Raw genomic sequence first — 25,202 nt, 5'->3', positions numbered from 1 at the left:
GGGCCGGTCCCTTTCACTTCGCGAAGGATGTTCTCATGGTCGAGGCTTTTCTTGTTGGCGGCGCACGGACGCCGGTTGGACGTTACGGCGGGGCATTGTCCTCCGTCCGTCCTGACGACCTCGCCGCGCTGGTGGTCCGTGAGGCAGTGGCGCGTGCCGGCGTCGATCCTGACTCCATTGATGAGGTAATCCTCGGCAACGCCAACGGCGCTGGCGAGGAAAACCGCAACGTGGCCCGCATGGCAACCCTCCTCGCCGGGCTTCCCCTCCACATTCCGGGCATCACCGTGAACCGTCTCTGTGCCTCGGGCCTGAGCGCCATCATCATGGCGAGCCAGATGATCAAGTCCGGCGCCGCGGATATCGTGGTGGCCGGTGGCGTCGAATCCATGAGTCGGGCACCCTGGGTCCAGGAGAAGCCCATCACTGCATTCGCCAAGCCGGGCCAGATCTTCGATACGTCCATCGGTTGGCGCTTCGTCAACCCGCTTTTCACCAAGGGCGAGCTCTCCCGCGACGGCAAGATGACCTACTCCATGCCTGAAACGGCCGAGGAAGTGGGCCGTGTGGACAACATCTCCCGCGAGGACGCAGACGCTTTCGCTGTCCGCTCGCACGAACTCGCTTTGGCGGCCATTGCAGGCGGCCGGTTCAAGGAAGAGATCGTTCCGGTCACCGTCAAGACCCGCAAGTCCGAGACCGTGGTGGACACTGATGAGGGTCCTCGCGAAGGCACCACCATGGATGTCCTGGCGGGGCTTCGGCCAGTAGTCCCCGGTGGCTCCGTAGTCACTGCGGGCAACTCGTCCAGCCTCAATGACGGCGCCTCTGCGATCATCGTCGCCTCCGAGGCAGCCATCAAGAAGTTCGGCTTGACGCCCCGCGCCCGCATCATCGATGGCGCTTCGGCGGGCTGCGAACCGGAAATCATGGGCATCGGTCCTGTCCCGGCAACGCAGAAGGTCCTTGCCCGCACCGGCCTCACCGTGGACCAGCTTGGCGCAGTGGAGCTCAACGAAGCTTTTGCCACCCAGTCCCTTGCCAGCATGCGGCGCCTGGGGCTGGACCCGGAAATCGTCAATAACGACGGCGGTGCCATCAGTTTGGGGCACCCGCTGGGTTCCAGCGGGTCACGTCTGGCCATTACCCTTCTGGGCCGCATGGAGCGGGAGCTTGCCAGCAACAATGGACCGAAGCTTGGCCTTGCCACGATGTGCATCGGCGTGGGCCAGGGCACGGCAATGCTGCTGGAAGGCGTGTAAATGGCACTGAACCAGGAAGACTTCAGCACCCTTCTTCTCGAGGAACGTGACGACAGGCTCACTGTTCTGCTCAACCGTCCCGAAGTACGCAATGCGATAGACCAGACCATGGTGGACGAGCTTCACCTCGTCTGTGCCGAACTGGAGCGCAACCCCAAGGTCCTGATCATCGCGGGCACGGACGGCGTCTTCGCCTCGGGCGCGGACATTGGACAACTCCGGGAACGCCGACGGGATGACGCACTGCGGGGGATCAACTCAACCATCTTCATGCGCATCGCCAAGCTGCCCATGCCCGTCATCGCAGCTTTGGACGGCTATTGTCTGGGCGGCGGTGCGGAGCTTGCCTATGCGGCAGATTTCCGCATCGGGACCCCAAGTGTGCGGATAGGCAACCCCGAAACAGGACTGGGAATCCTTGCCGCAGCCGGCGCCAGTTGGCGGCTCAAGGAGCTCGTGGGCGAGCCGAAAGCCAAGGAAATCCTCCTCGCCGGCGCCGTGTTGAGGGCCGAGGAAGCCCTGCGTATCAGTTTGATCACTGAGATTCACGAGGCCCCTGAGCTCATGGAGGCCGCGCACAATCTGGCTGACAGGATCGGCCGCCAGGATCCCCTTGCGGTCCGCATTACCAAGTCGGTGTTCCACGCTCCTGCGGAAGCGCACCCGCTGATCGACACCCTTGCCCAAGGGATCCTCTTCGAATCCCAAGCCAAATTCGACAGGATGCAGGCTTTCCTGGACAAGAAGGACACAGGCAAGGCCGCCAACTCATCCAACTCCGCTGCCAACGACGACAGGATTCAGAAATGACAGCAGTACCCGCGATTCCCCACGTTGTTGGAGTCCTTGGCGGTGGCCGGATGGGTGCGGGAATCGCGCATGCGTTCCTGACCAAGGGGGCCACCGTGATCGTCGTGGAGAGGGATCATGAGGCAGCCGCCGGGGCGCAGGGGCGGGTAGCAGACGCAGTGGCCAAGTCCGCGGCCCGTGGCACCCTGGGCGAAACCCCTGAAGAAGCGTTGGCCAGGTTCAGCACGTCGACAGACTACGAATCCTTCATCCACTGCGGCCTGGTGGTAGAAGCCGTGCCCGAGGATTACGATCTCAAGGTCGCCGCGTTGAAAGCGGTGGAGGACCGCCTTTCCGCAGATGCATTCCTTGCCTCAAACACGTCGTCTTTGTCCGTGACGGACTTGGCGAATGAACTCCGCAGGCCAGCCAACTTCATCGGGCTGCACTTCTTCAACCCGGTGCCCGCCTCTACCCTCATCGAAGTGGTGCTGGCCAAAGAGACCTCGCCCGAACTCGCCCAAGCGGCGAAAAACTGGACCGAGGCACTCGGCAAGACCGCCGTCGTCGTTAATGACGCGCCCGGCTTTGCGTCCTCAAGGCTGGGCGTCGCTATTGCCTTGGAGGCTATGCGCATGGTTGAGGAGGGTGTGGCATCAGCGGAGGACATCGACGCCGCGATGGTCCTGGGGTACAAACACCCCACCGGGCCGCTCAAGACCACCGACATCGTGGGTCTTGATGTTCGTCTGGGCATCGCGGAGTACCTGCATTCCACGTTGGGTGACCGCTTTGCTCCGCCGCAGATCCTGCGGGACAAAGTTGCCCGTGGGGAGCTTGGCCGCAAAACAGGCAAGGGCTTCTTCGACTGGAACGACTGACCATCGCGTAACCGTTAGGCTAGCCGGGTGACCTCGATTGAACCCATCACCTTGACCGGCAAATTCGTGACCCTGGAACCCTTGCGGCCAGATCACCACGACGACCTTGTGGAGGCGGCCAAGGACGGCGAACTCTGGAAGCTCTGGTACACCTCCGTACCCACGCCGGACGGTATGGCTGCGGAGATTGAGCGGAGGCTGGGCCTGCAAACCCAAGGTTCCATGGTGCCCTTCGCCACCAGGCTCAACAGCACCGGCAAGGTCATCGGAATGACGACGTACATGAACATCGATGCCGCCACTCCGCGCGTCGAGATCGGCTCCACCTGGAACGCAGCGTCCGTCCACGGAACAGGCACCAACCCCGACTCCAAGCTGCTGCTTCTTCAGCATGCCTTTGAAACCCTGGGCTGCCCCGCCGTCGAATTCCGGACGCACTGGCTCAACCACCAATCCCGCGACGCGATCGCCCGCCTCGGCGCCAAGCAGGACGGTGTGTTGCGGAACCACTCGCGCACCAAGGACGGAGTGCTTCGCGACACCGTGGTGTTCTCCATCCTGGAACACGAATGGCCCGCGGTGCGGAACGGCTTGGAGTTCAGGCTGGCCAGGTACAGCGCGTAGTTGGCCAGCGATATGACGCTCTTACCGGCAGATCAGGACATGCCCCGCAAGCCACGGTTCAGTCTTCGCGCGGCTGTTATTGCAATCGTTCTTGGAATTCTATGGCTGCTCCTCTTCCATAACGCACCGCCGCGCGAGGGCACGGTGGCCGGGCACGGAATCGTGGTTGACCAAAAGATCAGTACAAAAGGCCTCTGCGAGCCTATAGCCGACGTCGTGATCGATGGCGCCACGTACCGCACTCCTCCAGGAACCAGCGCCGAGCCCTGCGCCTACGGGATCGGCGAGGCCATCGATGTCACCTACCACCCTGATGACATCACCGGAACGCTTGAGATTCCTTTGGAAGGACCATCCAAGAAGGCTGTAGCGCTTTTGCCCTTGATAGGGGTCGCGCTGCTTATCGGCGGCACAATCTCGCTGGTTGGAAACATCCTTTACCGCCGGAAAGTGAAAGCCCAAAAATAGCTTGTCGATGGGTCTGTACCGCATTGCCTGCCGGGCGTAATCTGGCCAACACATTGCCCCGTACGCGGCCGACGGGTGGGCGAGCCGCGAAGTGATCCCTTTTGACGGACCACCGGAGCCCCAAAGAGCAGCATGAAGGGGAAACACCATGGCAACTCATCGAGCACGACGCCGGCACTTGGCTTTTGCAGGCGGATTGGCCGCCCTTGCACTCACGTTAGGATTCACGGCCAGTCCGGCGACCGCCGCACCGCCGCCACCCATCACGTATGTGGCACTCGGCGATTCGTACACGGCAGGGACGGGGGCGGGGGACTTGAGCAGGCCGCCCGTTGCTTGTTGGCAAAGCCCCGGTGGTTACGCCGACCTTGTGGACGCCTCGCCAAAGGTCACCTTGGTGGCCAATCTTGCGTGCCATGGCGCTGTGTTGTTCCCCGTCCCACCCTTCTATGACGGAGTGACGCCGACAGTTGGGGAACAGATCCTTGCCGGGCAGCAGGCCTTGGCGGGTGCTGATCTGGTCAGCATCACAGCTGGTGCCGTGGATGCCGGCAGTTTGCTTGCCTTGCAGGCCTGCTCTACACCGGATACACAGCTTTGCGCAGCCACAGTTCAAGGCATCATTCAAAACCTGCAGCTTGGTATCCTTCAGGCCCAGCTCGAGGCAACATACCAGGCCATCCAGCTGGCGGCACCGGACGCTGTCATCGCTGTTCTGGGCTACCCTCGCCTGTTTGATCCGTCGCAGGGCGACATTGTGACCAATGGGATCACAATTGTTCCCGTCCAGAACCAAATACTCGTGAATCAAGCTATTGATGCCCTCAACGCGACCATTGCAGCGGCTGTGGAAGGCAGCGGGACCAACGCCGTGTTCATCGATGTGACAAAGCGATTCATCGGGCACGCGGTCAACTCAGACAATCCCTGGATCGTCCTGGATCTCACGCAGCCGTTTTTGGATGCAAACTTCCATCCGAACGACGCCGGATATCAGGCCTACGCATCAGCACTGCTCTCTGCGGTGAAGCTAACTCAGCTCGCCAAACGCTAAACCACTAACACGTTGCGAACCCGCTGTTTCGTTGTTGCCCAACCACGAAACAGCGGGTTCGCAACGTTCAGGCAGGCAGGAAGCCCGCACGTTCACACCTTCTGCCAACGGCTCCCAGCCACGGCGCTGGCCTCAACCGCTGCCAGCACTTTCTGTACCTGCAAGGCATCAGAGAACGACGGCGAGGGCTGCTCGCCAGCGCCGAAGGCATTCACGAGGTCCACCACCTGATGCGTGAATCCGTGCTCGTAGCCCAGGCCGTGCCCTGTGGGCCACCAGTTTCCGACGTAGGGGTGGGATGGTTCCGTCACGATGATCCGGCGGAAACCGGCGTCCTCCTCGGAGGCATCGTAGAAGGACAGCGAGTTCATGTCCTCGAAGTCGAAAGCCAACGAGCCGAGCGTGCCATTGAGTTCCAACCGCATGGCGTTCTTCCGTCCCAGGGCGAACCGCGTCGCCTCGAACACGCCGATCGGGCCAGCGTCGGATGTCTTACCGCCGCCGGATGTCTTTGCCTGGAAACGGGCGGTGAAGATCGTTGCGTCGTCCACAGTTACTTGCCCGCGCGGACCGTCGGCACCGCCATGCCCACCGAGCCCTACGAGGTCCCCGCCGATCGGCCGTTCCTTCACGAACGTCTCCATGAGGGCCGAAACCCCGGTGATGCTGGACCCGGTGATCCACTGGGCAGCGTCGATACTGTGCGCACCGATATCACCCAGTGAACCGGAGCCGGACTTTGACTTGTCCAGGCGCCACGTTAGAGGGGCGTCCGCGTCCGACAACCAGTCCTGGAGATACTGGGCCCTGACGTGCCGGAGCTCGCCCAGCCGGCCGTCGTCCACCATCCGCTTTGCCAGGGCCAGTGCAGGAGTTCGCCGATACGTGAAACCGCACATCGAGTACACGCCCCGCTCGGCGGCCGAGGATGCGACAGCGGTCATCTTTTCGGCCTCCACAACACTGTTGGCCAAGGGCTTCTCGCAGAGCACGTGTTTGCCCGCTTCCAAGGCGGCGATGGCGATCTCGGCGTGCGTGTTTCCGGGGGAGCAGATATCGATCAGGTCAATGTCATCGCGCTCAATCAGGCGACGCCAATCGGTCTCTACGGAATCCCAACCGAACTTGTCCGCGGCTGCCTGAACACCGGAAGCATTCCTGCCAGCCAGCGCCGTCAGCTCGGGCGCAAGTGGGAGATCGAAGAAGCGGGGCGCGGTTCGCCACGCATGCGAGTGGGCCGCGCCCATGAAGGAGTAGCCCACCATGCCCACCCGCAGCTTCCGCGTCACAGCCGAACGCCTTCCCCCGCAAGCGCACTGCCTCCGGCAAGAGCACTGTCTCCGGCAAGCGCACTGCGAACCGATGTCCAGGACTTCAAGACCTCCAACACAGCGGGGTCCCGTTCGGCAAGGAGGGCCTGTTGGTACGAGTTCTCAAGCAGCGCATCCACGGAAACCCGGGCCCCGGACGAGGCACTCAGAATGGCCGCCTCCACCATGGCCAGGCTCATGATGTTCTGGTGCACCTGGCCCATTGGAGTGCTTCCAGTGCGGACTGCAGATACGAAGTCGCGCAGCGAGCCAGTGATTTCCTGGCCCGGATCGGAAGCACCGGGCCCCGGAGGAACAGGCGTCGAGGAAACAGGTTCGTTGTCCCCGTCCCACAAGACCGTGCCGTGCTCGCCGCTGATCCGCCATGAGGCGTTCCACGAGGTTTCCTGGCCCGGGCTGCACCAGCTTCCGTTGAACACGAAGCGCTCCCCGCCGGTCATTTCGAAGACGGCCGTGGCCCCGGCATCACCGCGGTACCAACTCCAGGAGGGGTTGTACTCCTCGCAGAAAACAGAAACGGGATCGGCGTCGAGCAGGAACCGGGCCATGTCGAACTGGTGGATGGCCATGTCCAATAGCAAGGGATGGTCCATGGCATCGCGGAAGCCGCCAAAATGAGGCGCCTTGAAGAATTCGGCAGAAACAATGCCAACACGGCCGAGAGACACGGACAGCCGCTTGGCTTCAAACAGCTGCCGGTTGTAGCGCCGGGACTGGCTGACCATGAACAGCTGGCCGTGAAGCTCAGCAGCTGCTGCCAACGACAGCCCTTGCGCCACCGTCGAGGCCACGGGCTTTTCGCCAAGGACCGGCAGGCCCGCAGCGAGTGCCTCGGTCGTGACCGGATGATGCGCGACTGGAACGGTGACGTTGATGACCGCTTGGGCTCCGGCGTCGGACGCCAGTGCCGCCGTGCCGGCACCTACCGGAAGGTCGGGACGGCCCAGAGAGGCTGCCGCTTCTGAGGCCGTGGCAAGGTCCAGATCCACGATGCCCACGAGCTCCACCAACGGTGACGCCTCAACGGTTCGAAGCCAGGCACGGCCCATGCCCCCGGCACCGACCACGACGACGCGAAGGGGAGTGCCGTCGTCGGGGATTGTGGCGAAAGGCGTGCTCACGCGTTGGCTCCTTGGTAGCTCTTGCCGTTGAAGAAGTCGTTGGTTTCATACCTGAGCAGCTCCGGGACGGCGCGCTCGGGACGGTCGGTGACGGCCCATTCCACGGCGTTGGCGATGACGCGACGGATGTCTTTGTGGTGATAGACGGGGTAGTCCTGGTCGCCGGGGCTGAAGAAGAAGATCTTGCCGTGGCCGCGCCGGAACGTGCAGCCGGAACGGAAGACTTCGCCTCCGCTGAACGAGCTGATGAACACCAGCTCCTCGGGCGTAGGGATATCGAAGAATTCGCCGTACATTTCCTGCTCGGGGATCACGATGGGGTGCGGCACGCCCTTGGCGATGGGGTGGGTCGGGTCCACTGTCCACACGAGCTCGCGATCATGTTCCGAGCGCCAGCGCAGGGTGCAGGTGGTGCCCATGAGCTTGGTGAAGATCTTGGACCAGTGCCCCGAATGGAGCACAATCAGGCCCATGCCCGCGAGGACCTGGCGGTGGACGCGTTCCACGATCTCGTCGTCAACGTCTGCATGGGACATGTGGCCCCACCAGGTGAGGACGTCGGTATTGGCGAGGACTTCCTCGGTGAGGCCGTGCTCGGGTTCGTCTAGAGTGGCGGTCCGGACCTCGACGGCGGAACCCAGGTTCTCCTCGATGCCCGCCTTGACTGCGCCGTGCATTCCCTCGGGATAGAGGCGTGCCACGAGTTCGTCCCGCTTCTCGTGCCGGTTTTCGCTCCAGACGGTGACGCGGATGGGCTTGCTTGTTTCAGGCATGGTTCTTTCCTTCTGATGAGTGACGGTCTACTTGACCGCGCCGCCGGTGGTGCCTGCGGCGATGTATTTTTGGGCCGCGACCAACAGGACGATGGCCGGGATGGAGGCGAGTACCGCCGTCGCCATCACTGAACTCCAGTCGTTCACGTAGGCGCCGATGTACTGGAAGATGCCCAGGGTGACCGGACGGACCGCTTCCGTGGTGGTGAGCGTCAATGCGAAGAGGAAGTCGCTCCAGGCGAACAGGAACGTAAAGAGTCCTGCGGTGATCAGCGAGTTCCGGCTCAGCGGAATCACGATCGACCAGAACGCCCGCACATGCCCCGCCCCGTCCACCCGCGCGGCCTCGATCACGGATGCCGGCATGCCGTTCATGAACGCCCGGATGATGAGGATGGCGAACGGAATTCCGTGTGCCGAGTCCGCGAGGATCAGGCCCGGAATGGAGTTGAGCAGCCCGAGGTCGTTGTACGCCGTGTACAGGGCGTTGGCCACTACGATGCCGGGGATCATCTGGCTGATCAGGATGGCGAACAGGACAACGCCTGCGCCGCGGACCTTGAAGTAGGCCAGCGCGTAGGCGGCCGGGGCTGCGATTGCCAGGCTCAATGCCACGCTGCCCAGGGAGATGACCAGGCTCGTGCCGAGGTTCCCGGCTTGCTCATTGATGGCTGTGGCATAGCCCGTGAAGTCGGGCTTCAAGGGCAACCACGAGGTTTCCAAGGTAGTGCCGTTGGGCTGCAGGGAGGCGTTGACCATCCAGTAGACCGGGAACAGCATGATTGCCAGGAAGAAGATAGCAAGCGCCGTGTAGCCCCAGTTCGTGCGTCCTGTTGCTTTTGATCTGCCAAGCCGGAGCGTGGGTGCTTTCAGTACGGTTGTCATGGTTTCCTCACTCATCCACAGCGCGTCGGCTTGCCCGCAGGTACAGGACCGCGAAGACCAGGGAAATGATGACCAGCACGTTGCCCAGGGCCGCGCCTTCGCCGAATTTGAATTCGTGGAAGGAGAGATCGTAGGACTGGGTGGCGATGGTCTGGGTCGAGTTCGCCGGGCCACCGTTGGTCAGGCCCAGGATGATGTCCAGCACCTTGAGGGTGTAGACGACGCCGAGAACCAGCACCACGCTCACTACCGGCCGGAGCATCGGCCACGTGATATGCCGGAACGCCTTCCAACCCGTGGCGCCATCGAGTGACCCGGCCTCATACAGCTCATCCGGGATCTCCTGCAGGCCGCCGTAGAGGATGGTCAGGTTGAACGGGATGCCAATCCAGATGTTCACCCCCACCACAGCGATCAAAGCCAACGAGGTACTGGTCAGCCACGGAACGCCGGTATCGACGATGCCCAGATCGCCCAGGAAACGGTTGAGTGCGCCGCTGTCCTTGTCCAGGATCCAACGCCACACGGCACTGGAGACGATCAAGGGAAGGAGCCACGGCAGCAGGAGCAGCGACCGCAGGATGCCGTTGAGCGGGAACTTGCGTTGGAAAAAGATCGCCAACGCCAGCCCGATCACGAACTGCCCCAGGATGGAACCTATCGTGAACAGTGCGGTGTTCAGCAGCGAGGTGGAAAACAACGACGACGACAAGACAGTTACGTAGTTGGCCAACCCTACCCATGGGGCTTCTCCGGTGAAGAAGGTGGCCGTGGTGTAGTCCTGGAAACTCATGACGACGTTCTTGACCACCGGGTAGCCAAAGAACAGCGCCATGTAGACCACGGCAGGGACCAGGAAGAGCCACTGGAAGATGCGCTCGCGACGTTGGCGGGTCCGGCGTCGTGGTTTCTGCGCTTCTATAGACGAGCCTGCCGGGCGGCCGTCCTTTGCCTTGGCCTTTCCGGTGGAACGTGCCGCTGTTTGCGACAAATCTGTTGTCAATGACATGGCTCGCCGCTTACTGGCCTTGCGCTTGCTTGAGGGCATCAGCCGGGGAGGCGTTACCGGTCAGGGCTGTTTGGATTGCGGTGTAGATCTTGGTTGCCTGGGCGGGCCATTCTGTACCGAGCTCGCCGGTGCGGGCCCGGGCCGTCTTGATCAGCTCCGTGAACGTAGCAAGCTTCGGGTTTTCGGTGGCGAACTTATCCGCCAGCGTGGTCTTGGAAGGAATGGTGTTGCGGACCTTGGCCATGGCCATCTGGTTCTCGTCGCTGTTCAGGCAGGCAACCACTTCTGCAGCCTTGGCCTGGCGTGCCTTGTTACCGGTCTGGGGGACCGTCCACACCTCGCCACCCAGCGGGGCAACGGACGTCTGGCCGGCTTCACGAACGGGGATCTTGACCACGCCGTACTGCAGAGTGGGCTGCTTATCCAGGGCCGGAATCTGCCACGGGCCGTTGACCATCATGGCTGCTTTGCCGGCCATGAACTGGTCCTTGACATCGGCCTGGGTCCAGTTGAGGGCGGAGGAAGAGACGGAGCCGCTCTTGACCAAGTCGGTCCAGAGCTGCAGTGCTTGCTCGGTCTCCTTGGTGTCGATCTTCTTCTCGTCGCCGCCGTTGGACCACATGACCGGGAGGAACTGCCAGGTGCCTTCATACGTGGGGTTGGCATTGAACGCGAGCCCGTACTGGTCGCCCGCAGTGAGCTTCGCGCTTGCTGCCTTCAGCTCATCCCAGGTGGTGGGCGGGGTGACGCCAGCCTTGGAAAGGATGTCCTTGTTGTAGAACAGGGCAATGGTGTTCACGGTGGGAGCCAGCCCGTACACCTTGTCCTTGTAGGTGCCTGCGCTCAGGACACCCTCGGCGAAGTTGTCAGTGCTGACTTTGAAGTCTGCCAAGGGAGCCAAGGCGCCGGTGGCGGCAATCTGCTGGAGATCCGGATTATCCAGCATGAGCACGTCCGGAAGCGTCTTGGAGGAGGACTGCTGGAGCACCTTGGAGATCAGGGACTTGCCCGGAACGGTCTCCCGCTTGATGGTGACACCTGCCTGGGTGCCGCACTTGGTAAGGGCGTCACCGATGAAGGACTTGTCGGGCTCGTTGTTGTAGTAGTCCATCACGGAAATTTCGGTGACGGCCTCCGACGACGAAGCTGCAGTGGAGGTCCCGCAGGCTGAGAGGGCCAAGGGGAGGCCGACCAATGCAGCGACGGCGAGGGCAAGAGGACGACGGGTTGTCCTTTGTGCTGACTTCATTGTCTGTTCCTTTTTTCTGGGGGTTGAGTTATCGATGCGTATCGACGATGCGTATCGATGAATTCGGAAACTGTAGTACAGGGTGCTTTGAGAGGGTTTAGCTGCCGTGGGGTGGACGCAGCGTGCTGGCACGGTGCGTAATGACCGTGGGTACCAATTCCAGGGATTCGGTTGGTCCCTGGTTTTCGGTTTCGAGGAGATCGCAAATAATCTTCACCGCACGGCGGGATACTTCGGCCGGGCGGAGGTCAATGGTGGAAAGGGGGACGGGCTGAAGCTCAGCCAAGGTGGGGGAAGCGCTGCCGATGACTGAGACATCCGTGCCAGGAGTCAGGCCGCGGCTGGTCAGGACGCGTCGAAGAACGTCCTGAACGGTGCCGTCCGGAGCGATAAACGCAGGTACTCCGGTGGTCTCCGCCAAGGCTTTGTCCACGGATTCCGCGATCGCTTCGCGATCAGTTCCGCCAGGGAGGTGAAGCACTTTGACGCCCAGGCTTTGGGCGGCTTTGTCGGTGCCGGACATGAACCGCTCAACGTAGTTCACGTGGCGGTCTACCACTTCCGGCTGCCAGTCAAGGACGGAGATGACTTCATGGCCTGCCGCGGCGAGGTCCTGGACGCATTGTTCTCCGGCCATTTCAAAGTCGGCATCAATGCAAACCAAACCGGAAGGATCATGCGGGATGCCGATCAGCACCACGGGAACGTGGAGGCTGCGGACCACCGGGAGGCGTTCGTCGTCGCCTTCCACCTGCATCAGGATCAGGCCGTCGCAGATCTGCTGGCCCACCACACGCTGCAGCCCAGGTGCGCCCTCATCCTCAGTGACCAGCAGGATGTCGTGGTCATAGAGGCGGGCGGTGTTGGCGATCACGGAGACGAACTCCATGATCGATGCCATGTGCAACTCGGGGATGAAAGGGATAACGAGGCCGATTACGCGCGTCCTGCGGCTGGCAAGTGCGCGGGCTCCTGCATTTGGCTGGTAGGTCAGCTGCTGGATGGCGTCCTCCACCTTTTTCCGCGTTTTCTCGGAGATGGGCCGCTTGCCGCTGAGAACATAGGAAACCGTGCTCTGTGCAACGCCGGCGGCCTGGGCAACGTCCTTGCTGGTGGGCATGTCCCGGCCTCCTTGCGCTCTCTGCTGAACGGTCTGCGTGTGGTTCTGTGCTGCTCTGTGGTGCTCTGTGCTGCTGGTGTTGCGTGCTTTGTTGTTCGTGTGCGTGCTTTGTTCGTGTCGTCGATACGTATCGTCGATGCGCATCGAGAACGAGTATGACATGAGTCACTCGCCCCGCGCAATACCCCCATTCCGTCCCTCTCTCACATCCACCGCCCTTTCACCGGATGTTCTCTCATTTCCTCACGCCTTTCGGCGGATGTTCTCTCATTTCCTCACGCCTTTCGGCGGATGTTCTCTCACATCGCCCCGGACGAATGTGCTTAGCTGGCTCCTATGGACGGGACAGCACCGCAGTTAGGCGTCCACTGGGATGGCGCCGTGAACGCCTGGCGGATCGCGGGGGGTGTGTACAGGATGGGTCGCCACGAGTGGGTTACCGAAGTTGGGTGGCGCCAAATGTACGACGACGGCATCCGCACTGTCATCGATTTGCGCGCCTCGGGCGAGCGGCGGCAACGCGACACCGATCCCGAGGTGCCGTACGACGTGAAGGCTCGAATCGACGTCGTGCATTGCCCCACGGAGGACCCGGACCGTAGCGATTTTGGCGAGCTCTTCGGCCCGTACCTGAAGGACCCGGCGCGGTACGGCGAGTATGTGGGGCTGTTTGCCGGGAAGATTGCGGCCGTCTTCAAAGCCATCGCGGCCGCGCCTGGCAAGGTCGTGATTCACTGCTCGGCGGGCAGGGATCGCAGCGGGGTGATCGCACTCATGCTGCAACGTTTGGCCGGTATTGGTGATGACGAAATCCTGCGCGGCTATGAACTTGCGGCGCGGGGGATCAATGAGCGGCACCGTACCCACGGGGCACCGCATGCGCACGATCCCTACCTTTCAGACGAGGAGTTTGAGGCCTGGTTGGAGCAGAAGCGGGCTGGCGTGAGGGCCTTCTTGGGTTCGCTGGAAGTCGAATCGTTCCTGACGGGGAATGGGGTCACCGCTGCAGAACTGGCGGCGATCCGCGTCAAGCTGCAGTGATGTGAGAGAACGATGGACCAAAACGTGCGGTATGTGAGAGAACGATTGCGGCCGTATGGTTTTCTGAGACAGCTTGATGGGAGATTCGTTTCAGATGACCACGCCCAGAAGAAAATATGATGCCGCTTTCCGTGAGGAAGCGGTGCGGCTGGTGCTGTCCACGAACCGTTCGGTGAAGCAGGTCGCCGAGGAGATCGGGGTGAAGGAAAGCACGCTGGGGAACTGGCTTCACCGACATCGGGAACGTCAACCAAATGCCCCTGTCCCGTCCGAGGACAGGGGCCCGGTTGCCTGGGAAGAACACCAAAAGGCCTTGGCCGAGAACGCCAGGTTGAAGGCCGAGGTCGAGTTCCTGGGAAAAGTCAGCGCCTTCTTTGCCTCGAAGCAAAAGTAGAGGATTTCTACGAGTTCATCGAAGCGGAGAAGGCCAACCATTCAGTGGTGTGGCTGTGCCGGGCATTGAAGGTTTCCCGGGCCTCGTTCTATCGGTGGCGCAACCCCGCCGGGCCCTCACCACGTGCCGTGCGGCATGAGGATCTGGTCACCGCGGTCACCGACCTCTATACGAAGGAGGAAGGCCGTGCCGGACGGGACCAGTTGGCCTTGTTGCTGAACGCGGCCGGGACCAAGGTCTCCGCCCCAACCGTCGGAGCCATCATGCGCGAGACCGGTCTGCGTGCCATCCGAACTCGGGCCTGGAAACAGACCACGGTCCAGGACCCGCAGGCCAAGACCGCCCACATCGAGAACCACATGCTCGACACCGACGGCAAACGCGACTTCACCTCCACCGTGCCCGGGACCCGTCTGGTCGGCGATATCACCTACCTGCGCACCGGCGAAGGCTGGCTCTACCTGGCCACCGTCATCGATCTGTTCTCCGGCATGGTCATTGGCTGGTCCATGGCCGGACACATGCGTGCGAGCCTGTGCACCGCGGCCCTGCAGATGGCCCGGAACCACGGCCGCTTCGCCGAGGATTCTGTGGTCTTCCACTCCGACCGCGGCGCCCAGTACACCTCTGAGGAATTCCAGCAATGGTGCGGCACCAACGCGGTCACTCAGTCCATGGGCAAGGTAGGGGTGTGCTGGGACAACGCGGTCGCCGAGAACTTCTTCTCCCACCTCAAAACCGAGTTCTACCACCACCACCGCTTCGGTTCCAGGCTCGCCGCCCGGACCGCCGTGATGGACTACATCGAGGGCTGGTACAACCGCCGCCGACCCAACCGCCGGGCCGGCGGCGCACCACCCGTAACAGCCCACACCGCTTACCAAACCACCGTTCAGGGACCCCTGGCCGCCTAACCAACAACAACGAGAACTGTCTCAAAAACTTGACGAGCGCAGATGGCCCAAAACGGGCGGTATGTGAGAGAACGAGGAAATTCCTGCTGTACTCCTCCGGGCATTCATGTACCCTGTATATATTACCGAACGGCCGGTCAGTAATGTTTGTGCTCCCGCAGACCCAATGACCGAGCCGATTTCACGTGCCTTGGAAGGACCCGTCGACGATGACCACTACCGCAGTCGCCCCGGAAACCACAGCCGTTGCAACCGTCCCCAGCTATGTCCAGGATGCTTGGTGGACTCCCGCTCCCGACGCAAAAACCGTCCCGGTCCGTGATGCCAGCACCGGAGAAGTCCTGGCCAACGTCAGCACCGACGGACTGGACATTGCCGCCGTCGTACATCACGGCCGCACCACCGGCCAGGCCGAGCTTGGAAAGCTGACCTTCCACCAGCGTGCGCTCAAGCTCAAAGAACTTGCCATGTACCTCAACGGCCGGCGCGAAGAGCTCTACGAGTCCTCGTCCCAGTCCGGCGCCACCAAGATCGACAACATGATCGACATTGACGGCGGCATCGGCGTTCTCTTCACTTTTGGGTCCAAGGGTCGCCGCGAACTGCCCAATTCGCAGGTTGTGGTGGATGGGCCGATGGAGGTGCTGTCCAAGGACGGTTCATTCGCCGGTGAGCACATTTACACCCGTATTCCTGGTGTCGCGGTGCAGATCAACGCCTTCAATTTCCCGGTCTGGGGCATGCTGGAGAAGTTCGCGCCCGCCTTCCTGGCCGGTGTTCCCACCATCGTCAAGCCCGCCACCCCAACGGGCTACGTTGCAGCGGCTGCCGTCAAGGCGATCGTCGAGTCCGGCATCCTGCCCGCGGGATCCCTTCAGCTGATTTCCGGCTCCGCCCGGACCATCCTGGACGAACTGGATTACCGCGACCTCGTCTCCTTTACGGGCTCGGCGTCCACGGCCAACTCGCTGAAATCGCACCGCAACGTGGTCCAGGGTGGTGTCCGCTTCACCTCCGAGACGGACTCGCTCAACGCCGCCATCCTCGGCCCTGACGCCGTTCCAGGCACTCCGGAATTCGACGCATTTGTCCGGGCTGTCGTCACCGAAATGACCGTCAAAGCCGGCCAGAAGTGCACCGCCATCCGCCGCGTGATCGTTCCGAAGGAGCTGATTTCCGACGTCTCCGCCGCCATCGGTGCACGCATCAACGAGCGTGTCGTCGTTGGCGACCCCCGCGCCGAGGGCGTCACCATGGGCGCCCTGGCTTCGCTGGAGCAGCTCGCCGACGTCCGCGCGGCCGTTCAGTCAATGCTCGACGCCGGTGGTGAGCTTGCGTACGGAACGCTCGATTCGCCGTCGGTCACTTCCGTCGGCGGCAGGGTGGGCGTCGTGGAAGACGGCGCGTTCATGTCTCCTGTACTCCTCAGCTGGGCAGACGCGGAAGCCGAAGAAGTCCACTCACTTGAAGCGTTTGGCCCCGTGTCCTCGGTAATCGGATACTCGGATCTTGCCGACGCCATCCGCCTCGCAGCCCGCGGTTCGGGCTCACTGGTTGCTTCCGTGTGCACCAACGATCCTTCCGTGGCGCAGGAGCTGGTGCTCGGTATCGCAGCGCACCACGGCCGCGTCCACATGCTCAACCGTGAAGACGCGCGCTCGTCCACCGGTCATGGTTCCCCGGTCCCGCACCTGGTTCACGGCGGTCCCGGCCGCGCAGGTGGCGGCGAGGAATTGGGCGGTATCCGCTCGGTATTACACCACATGCAGCGCACCGCCATCCAGGGCTCGCCGAACATGCTCACCGCCGTCACCGGCCAGTGGCACACGGGCGCTGACCGCAACTTCACCGTGGAAACCGAAGGCGAGCACCCTTTCCGGAAGCACCTCTCGACGCTGAGGATCGGCGACGCCGTTCGCTCCGATCTGCGCCAGGTGACCCTCGAGGACATCACGGCCTTCGCCAACTCCACGGGCGATACGTTCTACGCGCACACCAACCAGGAAGCAGCCGAGGCCAATCCCTTCTTCCCCGGAATTGTTGCCCACGGGTACCTCCTCCTGAGCTGGGCTGCCGGGCTGTTCGTTGAGCCCGCGCCGGGTCCTGTGCTGGCCAACTACGGCTTGGAGAATCTGCGCTTCATCACGCCAGTTGCAGCTGGCGACTCCATCCGCGTCACGTTGACCGCCAAGAAGATCACGCCACGCGAGACCGACGAATATGGCGAGGTTGCCTGGGATGCCGTGCTGACGAACCAGAACGACGAGATCGTAGCCACGTACGACGTCCTGACCCTCGTGGAGAAGTAACCCCACATTAAAAGCAACGCGGGGTCACTTAGGGCCTATGTTGACAGCCAACATGGGCCCTAAGTGACCCCGCGTTGCAGTTTAACCGGCGCTTGATTCCCGAAGAGTCAACCCGGGCGCGAAGTCGCGTTCTTTCGGGGGCAGGCCTTGAATTGCATCGATCAAGGCGTCAGCCATGGCAGCGCCCTGAAGGTTGAGCTTGGTGCCGACCGTCGTGAGCCTTGGCCGCAATTGCTCGGCCAACTGGACTTCCTCGCACGCAACAAGGCCGATTCGCCCGGGCGTGGCCAATCCAGCGTCGGCCAATGCGGACATTGCCCCCAAAGCCACGGAAACACTGGACGCCACGATGCCTTCCGGGTTGTCGGGGCCGGAAAGTAAGCGCTGCGTGGCGCCGCGGGCCGCGTCGGTGCTGTACTCGGTGCGGACAATGAGGTCCTCTGCATCTTCATGCCCGGCCTCGCTGCAGGCACGGAGAAAGCCAAGGGTCAGGAACGGCGACAGCACGGACGATTCGCTCCCGCCGAGCAGCGCCACGGGCCAACGCCCTTGGTCCAGCAAATGCTTGGTGGCTTGGTAGGCAACGGATTCGTAATCCGTGGTCAGAACCAGCGCACCCGTCCCGGCAAGCTGCGGAGTGCCAAGCAGAACCTTCGTACCACGGTCCTCGGCCTCCTCAATGGCGGCACGCACAGCGGCCGTATCGATGTCGTCACCTGTTGCCAAAATGACACCGTCAACTCCCTGCAAAGGCAGGGATTCCAGGAGCCGCTCAAGGCGGGTGATGCTGTGGTCAAGGTCGCAGAGAAGGACGCTGTAACCGCGTCCTTCTGCGGCATGGGCAACGGCCTTTGCCAGCTGGCTGTGGAAGGGCTGGGCGATATCGCCCACCAACAATGCGATGGTGTTGGAACGTCCACTGCGCAGGCTGCGGGCCGCGCTGTTCAGCACATAGTTCAGCTGGGCGACGGCGTCCATCACCTTGGTGCGCGTCTCCTCCGCAACAGTCGATGGGGCGGTAAAAACACGCGAAACTGTGGCGCGGGAGACGCCGGCCGCCCGCGCCACATCGAGCATGGTTGCTGGTGCCGCGCTACTTACCGTCATGGGATCTGATGGTATCGAGAAACAGCGCCGCGTAGCGACGTCCGTCGACACCGAGGGCGACGTCGATGCTGTCGCGGCTTAGGTAGCCGTGTGGCAGCGTGGTCTCGGAGGCCTTTGTCCGGCGATCGACGACGGTCTGCCCCCGGGTCAAGGGGTTTGAGAGGCTGACTTCAACCCGATGGCGATGGGTCACAAGGCCTTCGGGATCGATCACGGCACAGACGGCCCCGGCGTCACCGATGCCTGCCGATCCGGGCGAAGTCAGCCGGAAATCATCCGCATTAACCTTCGCCAGATGAGTCAGAAGATGACCGCTGAGCCGGCATCCGGCGTCGTCGGATTCCCTCAGCAGCTCAATGTCGGGTGCCTCGATCGCTACGGAATAGAACACGTCCAGTCCGTACATGGTGATTGGCAAGCCACTGCTGATGACGATCTGGGCTGCCTCGGGATCGTGCCACACGTTGAACTCGGCCACGGGCGACGCGTTGCCCACTGACGCCGATCCACCCATGAAAACGATCTTCCCGATATTCGCCGCAACTTCCGGGTAGGTCCGCAGCAGCAGGGCAATGTTCGTCATCGGGGCGAGGGGCACCAAAGTGACAGGCTCAGGACTGGAGAGGATCTCGCGCCGCAAAAGTTCGACGGCGTGAATCGCCTCAGGCTTTCTGGCTGACGGTTCCCAGCCAAGATCGGCCATCCCGTCCCCGCCATGGACGTGGCCGGCGTCGCGGGGTTCTTCGAGCAGGGGCCTGGCAGCCCCCGCAGCCACCGGTACACCCGTGGCGCCGACAGCGTCCAGGACCGTCAACGTGTTTCGAACTACTCCTTCCAAACTGGTGTTTCCAGCAACGCAGGTGACGGCGCGCAGGTTCCAGTCAGGGTGGCGGGCAGCGAACATGAGGGCGAGAGCGTCGTCCACCCCTGTGTCCACATCAAGAATCAGTTGTCCCATGGTTCTACTCCGTGGATTCAATGAGCTCGGCGAGATCCTCGAGGTCCGGGGTGTCCCTGAACCGCAACACTACGCGATCCATCGCTGCCTCAGGGAAGGCAAACGGTGCCTCGTACTCCGCGGAAACTGTACTGACCGGGTCCGAGCCGATGTCCATGCCCCAGAACGACAGGTGGCTGGACGTGCCGCTGATTGTCGCTGCAGCAACCACCTGATCCCCATGGAGCAGTTCTGCCAGCGCTGCCCTGTCGTCCAGGGGAGTCAGGCGCAGGCCCACTGCCTGCGGTCCGCCGGACAAGGCAGTGTCAGACTTCAGCACATCGCGGGCGCCCAAGGCATGGTGTTCGAAGATCAGGACATCGTTGCGAACGTAGAGCACGTAGCCGCCTTGTTGGTTGCCGCTGGAAATTAAGACCCCTTCCATTCCCGGGTTGAATTCCCGGAGGTGGATGGTGAACTGAAGGGCTCGGTCGCTGCCCGTGATGGCGCTGGCCAACGGGACGTGGCTCTGGCCCGCCCTGAAAACGATCTCCTTGCGATTGACCAAGCCAGCCGGACCCCGGGCAGTGAGCAGCTCTACCAGGGTTCGGTCGTCCAGGGGGAACGCACCTATTTGCTCCGCCTGCTCCCACCAGAGTTTTTGTAGGGTTCGAAGCTTTTCCGGCTCGGCCCCGGCGAGGTCGTGCGCTTCGGCGAAATCTTCCCGGGTGTTGTACAGGCGCCAATCGTCCTGCTCGTAGTCCTGTCCGTGAAGATGTGCCGTCACGGCTTTCCACTCACCATGGCGGATTGCACGGTGGCCCAGCATCTCCCAGAATTGCGTTTCGCGGGGCTCCTTCACGGCTGCATCGACGAACGTCGCAACTGCCGACCCGCCGTCGAACGTTGTATCAGTCTCTATGTTGGCTGCATCCAGGAGGGTGGGCGTGATGTCGATGGCGTGCAGGAACTGGTTCCTGACCTCTCCCGCCTTGGCGATCCCCGCCGGCCAGGAAACGACCAGCGGCGAACGTACGCCGCCAAGGTCAACGAACTGCTTGTAACGGCGGAACGGCGTGTTGCCCGCCATGGCCCAACCCTCCGGATAGTGGGCGCCACCCAGGGGGCCGCCGAGCTGAGGCAGCAAGCTGACCTGCTCGACGGCGGGCCTGCGGACGCCCGAATACGGCGCGTTGCAATCGACATCGCCCGTGGGGCCGCCCTCGCGGGATGCACCATTGTCCGACATGACCAGGACGATGGTGTTCTCGTAAAGGTCCATCGCCCTCAACGCTTGAACAACACGGCCAATTTGGGCATCAGCGTGCTCAAGGAAACCGGCGAAGGCAGCTTGCAGGTGGGTGAAGACATCCTGTTCGGTACTGCTCAACTCCTCCCACGCGCGGACGTCTGCCAGCCGTTCCGTGAGTGCCGTGCCGTCCGGCACGACGCCTAGTTCCACCTGCCGCTTCAGCCTGTCGCTGCGGGTTTTGTCCCAGCCCTTGGTGAAGACATCGATGTACTTTTCGATGTACGCCCTCGGCGCTTGGAAGGGGGCATGGGTGGCCCCCAAAGCCAACTGGAGGAAGAACGGAGCGTGCGGACGGTACGTGGAGTGGTCCTTGAGGAAACGGATTGACTGTTGGGCCAGGTCCTCGCTGAGGTGGTAGCCCTCCCGGGCGGGTGGTTCAATGCTGTGGTTGTCGGCCACCAGCTCGGGGGAGTACTGGTCCGTGCAGCCATCCAGGAAACCGTAGAAGCGGTCGAAGCCACGGTTCAGCGGCCAGTTGTGGAAGGGCCCGGCCGGCGTGAGTTCGTTCAAAGGCGCAAGGTGCCACTTACCGGCCAGATAGGTTCCGTAGCCGTTCCTGCGCAGTATCTCCGGGAGCATAGGCACGTCCGGACGGACGCAGCCGCGCGAGTTGGGGAAGCCAGTGTCTGCATCGGCCAGGAACCGCATGCCTACAGAGTGGTGGTTGCGGCCCGTGAGCAGGCTCGCCCTGGTTGGGGAGCACAGAGGGGTGACGTGGAAGTTGGTGTACCTGAGTCCTTCCCCGGCCAGTCCATCGATGACAGGCGTGTTGATTTCGGAGCCAAAGCAGCCGAAGTCCGACCATCCGGTGTCATCAAGTATGACCATGAGAATGTTGGGTTGTGAGCCGTCGGCTGCTTGCTGCTCGGGCCACCAAGCCTCGGATTCGGCAACTGTGGTGCCGATGCGGCCGGGAAATTCCTGCTGCATTGCTGCGGTTCCGTTCTGTTTCGGGACGTGTTTGTTTGCTTTAGAGCTGGGAAGCAGCCACGGACGCGGGCGATGCCTGGGAAACATGGACCACCTGGGTCTTGCGGGACGTCAGGTATAGCGCGCAGCCGAGGGCGACAAGCGCAACCAGCATGAGATATCCGGAGATGCTCCACGTGGCGCCGCCGGCGTTGTTTTGGAGGGCCTGGGCGATCAGCGGGCCGAATCCGCCACCGATTACCGTGGCCACCTGGAAACCAATGGACATTCCGGTGTATCGGACCTTCGGGTCCAGGACTGCGGCGAAGAGCGTGGCCTGCTGGCTGAACAGCATTCCCACTATGAGTCCGTTCGCGGACATCACCAAGAACAGGGCCAGGACGCTCTTGGTCTCCATGAGCCAGAACATGGGAAAGGCCCACAGCGCCAACGCCACGGTGGCGGTAACCAGAACCCGTCGTGGGCCGAAGCGGTCAGAGATGATGCCGGAAACGGGCGTGATGATGAGGTTGGTGACGGAAGAGGCAATGTTGGCCATCAAGGCTACCGTGGGGCTGATGCCCAGCGTGGTTGTAGCGAAGCCGATGATGAAGACGCCCTGCATGAAGCCCAGCGTGGTGTCGCTGACATGCACGCCAATCATCGCTAGTATCTGCTTCGGGTAGCGGCGCAGCGCAACGACCAGGGGCAGCTTTTCCTTGGCCGCAGGCGTGGCCACGGTCTTCTCGAAGTCCGGCGTTTCCGTGATTTTCAGACGCAGGATCAATCCAAAGATCACCAGGACTGTGCTCAGCAGGAACGGGATACGCCATCCCCAAGCGAGCAGCTCTGCCCGGGACAGTGTGCCCGTGAGAATTGCTACGACGCCGCTGGAGAGAATAACGCCGATGGGAGCGCCGGCCTGGACCAGGCTGCCGAAGAAGCCGCGCTTGGCTTCCGGTGCATGCTCGACGGCGAGCAGTGCAGCGCCGCCCCATTCGCCGCCGAGGCCTATGCCCTGGAGGAAACGAAGTGAAACCAGCATGATCGGTGCCCAGACCCCAACTTGTGAGTAGGTGGGTAACAGGCCGATGCCCACGGTGACGAATCCCGTTAGGAAGAACGTGAAGAGCAGCATCTTCTTACGGCCAACGCGATCACCGAGGTGCCCGATGACGATGCCGCCAAGAGGCCTCGCAACGAATCCGACGGCGAACGTACTCAGTGAGAGGACGGCAGCCAGGCCGGGGTCGCCGCTGGGGAAGAAGACAGCCCCGAAAACGAGTGCCGCCATGGGGCCGTAGACGAAAAAGTCGTAGTACTCCAGCACCGAACCGATAGTGCTGGCACTGGCGGCAGTCCACGGTGAAGTCTTCGTGGGGGCCTTTGACGCATGGGTTGTATGTGGGGGGTTCATGTTAATCCTCGTCGCTTAACTGTAGCCATGGGATCGATCTCATCCTCTTCCCCAATAGACACCTTGTTTGTGATGAGATCGATCCCATCACGTTAGGTGATGTCCGTCACGCGTGTCAAGGGGTGTGCGCATGAGGTTCAAAACCGGTCCTCTCTCACATCCCACTGCTTTTTCCCGGTTCCCCGCTCACATCCCGCGCGCTTCTTTCGGTTCCTCTCTCACATCCCGACCTGTTTTAGCGGTTGTTCCTTCAGATAACGACGAAGCGCGTCCCCCATGCAGGGGGACGCGCTTTGTCTTGAGGGGTTGGTTAAAGCTGGTATTCGGCTTGTTGGCCGAGCGTCTCATGGATGCACAGAACGTTGTTCTCGGTATCCATGAACCAAGCGCACTTCTCTGCGTCGGTGGTGCAAATATGGTTATCGGTCTTGAGCTCAGGCTCGTCGTAATCCTGGAATTTGACGCCTTGGGCTTCCATCTCCGCAACAGTCCGCTCGATGTCCTCGACCTCAAAGCTCATGGCGGTATGACCGGAGTGCTTACCGTCCGTGACCGGCAACAACTGCAGCATAGGGCCGCCGTCGTTGCCAAATAGATCATTTCCGTCCCATGTCCTGCCGCGATGCGGAAGGCCGAGCTTTTCCGCGTAGAACTTTCTTGCGCGGCTCAGGTCATCGACAGGCAGGACAGTTGTGGCTGTGTTAAGGGCTAGATGCATTTGGCCACCTCCTACGCTGAAAATTTTACGCTTGAGGCCCCCGGAAGGATCTTACGAATCATGTCATAAGGTTGAACGATGGGACTTGGCCGGGTTGCGCTAGATGCGTTCCGAGGCCTAACCCTGCCCGATTTAGTCTCGGACCAGACGAGGCTCCTGTTCGTCGGCATCAATCCTGGCCTGCGTGCTGCTGCAGTGCAGGCGCACTTCGGTGGCGGCAGCAATCGCTTCTATCCAGCGTTATTTCGGGCCGGCATCGTCGATCGTCGGATCGATGCCTCTGCAGGGTTCCGCCCCGGGGACCTCAATCATCTGCTGGAACGTGGCGTTGGGATTACGTCCATAGTTGCGGAAGCTTCGGCGCGAGCGGATGAACTCACCCCGGAGCAACTCCTTGCCGGAGCCAAAGCACTATCTGCGCGCGTCGAACTTATGGCGCCGGCAATGGTTGCAGTACTGGGAATCGGAGCCTATCGGACCGCTTTCGCCCGGCCTAGGGCGACGTGGGGACGACAGCCGGATTCCCTTGGGCGTTCCCCGGTTTGGGTACTCCCAAACCCGAGCGGCTTGAACAGGCACGCGAGTCTTGCTGATCTCGCCGCTGCCTACCGTGAAGTCGCCGTCGCGGCTGGCATCGAACCGTTTCCTGGCCCGGAATAGCTACCTTGGTCGGACCAACCGGTGGCCTTCACAGTCCGTCAATGAGCCCGTCGATAATGTTGCTGAACCTCTCGGCTGGCCCACCTGTTTTGACCAAGACGCTTAGTCCGATAACGGACGCAACGAGTTGGCTGGCGACAGCGTCGGGGACCTGGCCACGGCACGGCGACAAAGGGTGAGAGAGGAACCGCGAAAGACCCGCGGGATGTGAGAGAGGAAACGCAAAAGACCCGCGGGATGTGAGAGAGGAACCGTAAAAACCCGCAGGATGTGAGAGAGGAACCGGGAAGGGTCAGGCGGCGGCGTGGAGGCCGTCGAAGGCCATGGTGATGACGTCGTCGGCCAGCTTCTCGGGGGACAACGAGCCGCCCGGCTTGTACCACTCCACGATCGAGTTGATGGTGCCGAACAGGAGCCGCGTGACCGTCCGGGGGTCGATGTCCTGGCGCAGCGAGCCGTCTTCACGGGCAGCGGCTATCAGGGCAGCCACCTTGTGGTCGAAGGCACGCCGGCGTTCCAGGGCATCACGTTCAATCTCGGTGTTTCCCCGCAGCCGCAGCAGCAGGGTGACGAACGGCAGCCTGTCTACCAGCACCGCAATGGTCTGCCGGAGCACGAACTCAAGCCGGGCATCGGCCGGCCCGGAGGTGGCTGAAGGCTCATCCAGGATGGCCTCCAAGCCGCCCAGGGCGTGGTCCAGGGCGAGCTTTAGCAGATCGCCCTTGGACGGCACGTGGTGGTAGATGGCTGACTTGGAGATCCCGAGGTTCTCAGCCAGGATGCCCATGGACGTTGCGTCGTATCCGTGGCGGTTGAAGACGTCGACGGCGATGCGGAGCACCGACTGCTGGTCGTAACCGGGCCGTCCGCGCTTGGTGGTTGTCTCAGTAGGCATGGTGGCATTTTCTCACGATCTCT

Annotated in this window: 23 protein-coding genes; 10 read left to right on the top strand and 13 right to left on the bottom strand. The window is 62.2% G+C overall.

Going from position 1 to position 25,202, the window contains the following annotated elements:
• The first annotated feature begins 35 nt into the window (after window positions 1-35).
• From AC6I99_RS17445 to AC6I99_RS17420, 6 genes are all read left to right on the top strand, one after another.
• Window positions 36-1,262 carry a thiolase family protein gene (locus AC6I99_RS17445; RefSeq protein ID WP_497944506.1) on the top strand — a complete coding sequence of 409 codons (1,227 nt, stop codon included), beginning with the start codon at window positions 36-38 and terminating at the stop codon, window positions 1,260-1,262.
• Window positions 1,263-2,072, top strand: coding sequence for an enoyl-CoA hydratase/isomerase family protein (locus AC6I99_RS17440; protein WP_497944507.1), 810 nt, complete (start codon window positions 1,263-1,265; stop codon window positions 2,070-2,072).
• Window positions 2,069-2,932 (top strand): 3-hydroxyacyl-CoA dehydrogenase family protein, encoded by an 864-nt coding sequence (locus AC6I99_RS17435; protein WP_497944508.1) that lies wholly within the window; start codon window positions 2,069-2,071, stop codon window positions 2,930-2,932. Before AC6I99_RS17440 ends, AC6I99_RS17435 begins: the two co-directional genes overlap by 4 nt.
• 27 nt (window positions 2,933-2,959) lie before the next feature.
• Window positions 2,960-3,556: a GNAT family N-acetyltransferase gene (locus tag AC6I99_RS17430; RefSeq protein WP_309925233.1), complete on the top strand. Its 597-nt coding sequence runs from the start codon at window positions 2,960-2,962 to the stop codon at window positions 3,554-3,556.
• 12 nt (window positions 3,557-3,568) lie between these two features.
• Entirely contained in the window at window positions 3,569-4,024 is a 456-nt protein-coding gene (locus tag AC6I99_RS17425) for a hypothetical protein (RefSeq protein WP_497944509.1), read from the top strand.
• Window positions 4,025-4,172: 148 nt separating this feature from the next.
• The gene (locus AC6I99_RS17420; protein WP_497944510.1) at window positions 4,173-5,078 is read left to right on the top strand and encodes an SGNH/GDSL hydrolase family protein; all 906 of its coding nucleotides are present in this window, start codon (window positions 4,173-4,175) and stop codon (window positions 5,076-5,078) included.
• A 92-nt stretch (window positions 5,079-5,170) separates the two neighbouring features.
• Here the strand turns inward: AC6I99_RS17420 and AC6I99_RS17415 are convergent, their stop codons facing one another.
• The 7 genes from AC6I99_RS17415 to AC6I99_RS17385 all read right to left on the bottom strand — a co-directional run bounded on the left by AC6I99_RS17415 (window position 5,171) and on the right by AC6I99_RS17385 (window position 12,566).
• On the bottom strand, window positions 5,171-6,343 hold the full coding sequence (locus AC6I99_RS17415) for a Gfo/Idh/MocA family protein (RefSeq protein ID WP_497946964.1): 1,173 nt from the start codon (window positions 6,341-6,343) through the stop codon (window positions 5,171-5,173).
• Between the two features lie 20 nt (window positions 6,344-6,363).
• Window positions 6,364-7,530, bottom strand: a complete 1,167-nt coding sequence (locus tag AC6I99_RS17410) for a Gfo/Idh/MocA family protein (protein ID WP_497944511.1) — start codon at window positions 7,528-7,530, stop codon at window positions 6,364-6,366.
• A complete protein-coding gene (locus AC6I99_RS17405; RefSeq protein ID WP_224088737.1) occupies window positions 7,527-8,303 on the bottom strand; it encodes a ThuA domain-containing protein in 777 nt (258 codons plus the stop codon). The genes AC6I99_RS17410 and AC6I99_RS17405 overlap by 4 nt, the downstream gene beginning before the upstream one ends.
• Before the next feature lie 27 nt (window positions 8,304-8,330).
• Window positions 8,331-9,188 carry a carbohydrate ABC transporter permease gene (locus AC6I99_RS17400; protein ID WP_497944512.1) on the bottom strand — a complete coding sequence of 286 codons (858 nt, stop codon included), beginning with the start codon at window positions 9,186-9,188 and terminating at the stop codon, window positions 8,331-8,333.
• Window positions 9,189-9,195: 7 nt separating this feature from the next.
• Window positions 9,196-10,197, bottom strand: a complete 1,002-nt coding sequence (locus AC6I99_RS17395; protein ID WP_497944513.1) for a carbohydrate ABC transporter permease — start codon at window positions 10,195-10,197, stop codon at window positions 9,196-9,198.
• A 10-nt stretch (window positions 10,198-10,207) separates the two neighbouring features.
• Window positions 10,208-11,446 (bottom strand): sugar ABC transporter substrate-binding protein, encoded by a 1,239-nt coding sequence (locus AC6I99_RS17390; protein ID WP_497944514.1) that lies wholly within the window; start codon window positions 11,444-11,446, stop codon window positions 10,208-10,210.
• Window positions 11,447-11,543: 97 nt separating this feature from the next.
• A complete protein-coding gene (locus AC6I99_RS17385) occupies window positions 11,544-12,566 on the bottom strand; it encodes a LacI family DNA-binding transcriptional regulator (protein ID WP_224165245.1) in 1,023 nt (340 codons plus the stop codon).
• Between the two features lie 336 nt (window positions 12,567-12,902).
• On the opposite strand from AC6I99_RS17385, the gene AC6I99_RS17380 reads away from it, so the two are divergent.
• The 3 genes from AC6I99_RS17380 (at window position 12,903) to paaZ (ending at window position 17,224) form a co-directional block, all read left to right on the top strand.
• Window positions 12,903-13,607 carry a tyrosine-protein phosphatase gene (locus tag AC6I99_RS17380; RefSeq protein WP_497944515.1) on the top strand — a complete coding sequence of 235 codons (705 nt, stop codon included), beginning with the start codon at window positions 12,903-12,905 and terminating at the stop codon, window positions 13,605-13,607.
• Between the two features lie 94 nt (window positions 13,608-13,701).
• A protein-coding gene (locus AC6I99_RS17375) for an IS3 family transposase (RefSeq protein ID WP_497961410.1) occupies window positions 13,702-14,915 on the top strand; the annotation gives its coding sequence in 2 pieces (ribosomal slippage) (window positions 13,702-13,963 and window positions 13,963-14,915; 1,215 coding nt in all).
• A 209-nt stretch (window positions 14,916-15,124) separates the two neighbouring features.
• A complete protein-coding gene (gene paaZ, locus AC6I99_RS17370) occupies window positions 15,125-17,224 on the top strand; it encodes a phenylacetic acid degradation bifunctional protein PaaZ (protein WP_497944517.1) in 2,100 nt (699 codons plus the stop codon).
• Between the two features lie 81 nt (window positions 17,225-17,305).
• On the opposite strand, the gene AC6I99_RS17365 is transcribed toward paaZ, so the two are convergent.
• The 5 genes from AC6I99_RS17365 to AC6I99_RS17345 all read right to left on the bottom strand — a co-directional run bounded on the left by AC6I99_RS17365 (window position 17,306) and on the right by AC6I99_RS17345 (window position 23,624).
• Window positions 17,306-18,331: a LacI family DNA-binding transcriptional regulator gene (locus tag AC6I99_RS17365; RefSeq protein WP_497944518.1), complete on the bottom strand. Its 1,026-nt coding sequence runs from the start codon at window positions 18,329-18,331 to the stop codon at window positions 17,306-17,308.
• Window positions 18,318-19,289 carry a nucleoside hydrolase gene (locus AC6I99_RS17360; protein ID WP_497944519.1) on the bottom strand — a complete coding sequence of 324 codons (972 nt, stop codon included), beginning with the start codon at window positions 19,287-19,289 and terminating at the stop codon, window positions 18,318-18,320. The genes AC6I99_RS17365 and AC6I99_RS17360 overlap by 14 nt, the downstream gene beginning before the upstream one ends.
• 4 nt (window positions 19,290-19,293) lie before the next feature.
• A complete protein-coding gene (locus AC6I99_RS17355) occupies window positions 19,294-21,510 on the bottom strand; it encodes an arylsulfatase (RefSeq protein WP_497944520.1) in 2,217 nt (738 codons plus the stop codon).
• A 40-nt stretch (window positions 21,511-21,550) separates the two neighbouring features.
• On the bottom strand, window positions 21,551-22,906 hold the full coding sequence (locus AC6I99_RS17350; RefSeq protein ID WP_497944521.1) for an MFS transporter: 1,356 nt from the start codon (window positions 22,904-22,906) through the stop codon (window positions 21,551-21,553).
• A 310-nt stretch (window positions 22,907-23,216) separates the two neighbouring features.
• Complete coding sequence (locus AC6I99_RS17345; RefSeq protein WP_224088722.1) at window positions 23,217-23,624, bottom strand: VOC family protein; 408 nt, start codon at window positions 23,622-23,624, stop codon at window positions 23,217-23,219.
• A gap of 78 nt (window positions 23,625-23,702) precedes the next feature.
• Here AC6I99_RS17345 and AC6I99_RS17340 point away from each other — a divergent pair, with 78 nt between their 5' ends.
• A complete protein-coding gene (locus AC6I99_RS17340) occupies window positions 23,703-24,284 on the top strand; it encodes a mismatch-specific DNA-glycosylase (protein WP_224088721.1) in 582 nt (193 codons plus the stop codon).
• 292 nt (window positions 24,285-24,576) lie between these two features.
• Here the strand turns inward: AC6I99_RS17340 and AC6I99_RS17335 are convergent, their stop codons facing one another.
• Window positions 24,577-25,179, bottom strand: coding sequence for a TetR/AcrR family transcriptional regulator (locus AC6I99_RS17335; RefSeq protein ID WP_224088720.1), 603 nt, complete (start codon window positions 25,177-25,179; stop codon window positions 24,577-24,579).
• Window positions 25,180-25,202: the final 23 nt, after the last annotated feature.

Source organism: Arthrobacter sp. TmtSoilC77, assembly GCF_059739415.1.
Note: the sequence above shows the minus strand (reverse complement) of the source record. Positions and strands in the feature narration are given on the sequence as shown.

Coding starts and splice junctions, on each gene's coding strand:
- AC6I99_RS17445 (WP_497944506.1), top strand. CDS start 36: ATGGTCGAGGCTTTTCTTGTTGGCGGCGCACGGACGCCGGTTGGACGT.
- AC6I99_RS17440 (WP_497944507.1), top strand. CDS start 1,263: ATGGCACTGAACCAGGAAGACTTCAGCACCCTTCTTCTCGAGGAACGT.
- AC6I99_RS17435 (WP_497944508.1), top strand. CDS start 2,069: ATGACAGCAGTACCCGCGATTCCCCACGTTGTTGGAGTCCTTGGCGGT.
- AC6I99_RS17425 (WP_497944509.1), top strand. CDS start 3,569: ATGACGCTCTTACCGGCAGATCAGGACATGCCCCGCAAGCCACGGTTC.
- AC6I99_RS17420 (WP_497944510.1), top strand. CDS start 4,173: ATGGCAACTCATCGAGCACGACGCCGGCACTTGGCTTTTGCAGGCGGA.
- AC6I99_RS17415 (WP_497946964.1), bottom strand. CDS start 6,343: ATGGTGGGCTACTCCTTCATGGGCGCGGCCCACTCGCATGCGTGGCGA.
- AC6I99_RS17405 (WP_224088737.1), bottom strand. CDS start 8,303: ATGCCTGAAACAAGCAAGCCCATCCGCGTCACCGTCTGGAGCGAAAAC.
- AC6I99_RS17400 (WP_497944512.1), bottom strand. CDS start 9,188: ATGACAACCGTACTGAAAGCACCCACGCTCCGGCTTGGCAGATCAAAA.
- AC6I99_RS17395 (WP_497944513.1), bottom strand. CDS start 10,197: ATGTCATTGACAACAGATTTGTCGCAAACAGCGGCACGTTCCACCGGA.
- AC6I99_RS17390 (WP_497944514.1), bottom strand. CDS start 11,446: ATGAAGTCAGCACAAAGGACAACCCGTCGTCCTCTTGCCCTCGCCGTC.
- AC6I99_RS17385 (WP_224165245.1), bottom strand. CDS start 12,566: ATGCCCACCAGCAAGGACGTTGCCCAGGCCGCCGGCGTTGCACAGAGC.
- AC6I99_RS17380 (WP_497944515.1), top strand. CDS start 12,903: ATGGACGGGACAGCACCGCAGTTAGGCGTCCACTGGGATGGCGCCGTG.
- paaZ (WP_497944517.1), top strand. CDS start 15,125: ATGACCACTACCGCAGTCGCCCCGGAAACCACAGCCGTTGCAACCGTC.
- AC6I99_RS17365 (WP_497944518.1), bottom strand. CDS start 18,331: ATGACGGTAAGTAGCGCGGCACCAGCAACCATGCTCGATGTGGCGCGG.
- AC6I99_RS17360 (WP_497944519.1), bottom strand. CDS start 19,289: ATGGGACAACTGATTCTTGATGTGGACACAGGGGTGGACGACGCTCTC.
- AC6I99_RS17355 (WP_497944520.1), bottom strand. CDS start 21,510: ATGCAGCAGGAATTTCCCGGCCGCATCGGCACCACAGTTGCCGAATCC.
- AC6I99_RS17350 (WP_497944521.1), bottom strand. CDS start 22,906: ATGAACCCCCCACATACAACCCATGCGTCAAAGGCCCCCACGAAGACT.
- AC6I99_RS17345 (WP_224088722.1), bottom strand. CDS start 23,624: ATGCATCTAGCCCTTAACACAGCCACAACTGTCCTGCCTGTCGATGAC.
- AC6I99_RS17340 (WP_224088721.1), top strand. CDS start 23,703: ATGGGACTTGGCCGGGTTGCGCTAGATGCGTTCCGAGGCCTAACCCTG.
- AC6I99_RS17335 (WP_224088720.1), bottom strand. CDS start 25,179: ATGCCTACTGAGACAACCACCAAGCGCGGACGGCCCGGTTACGACCAG.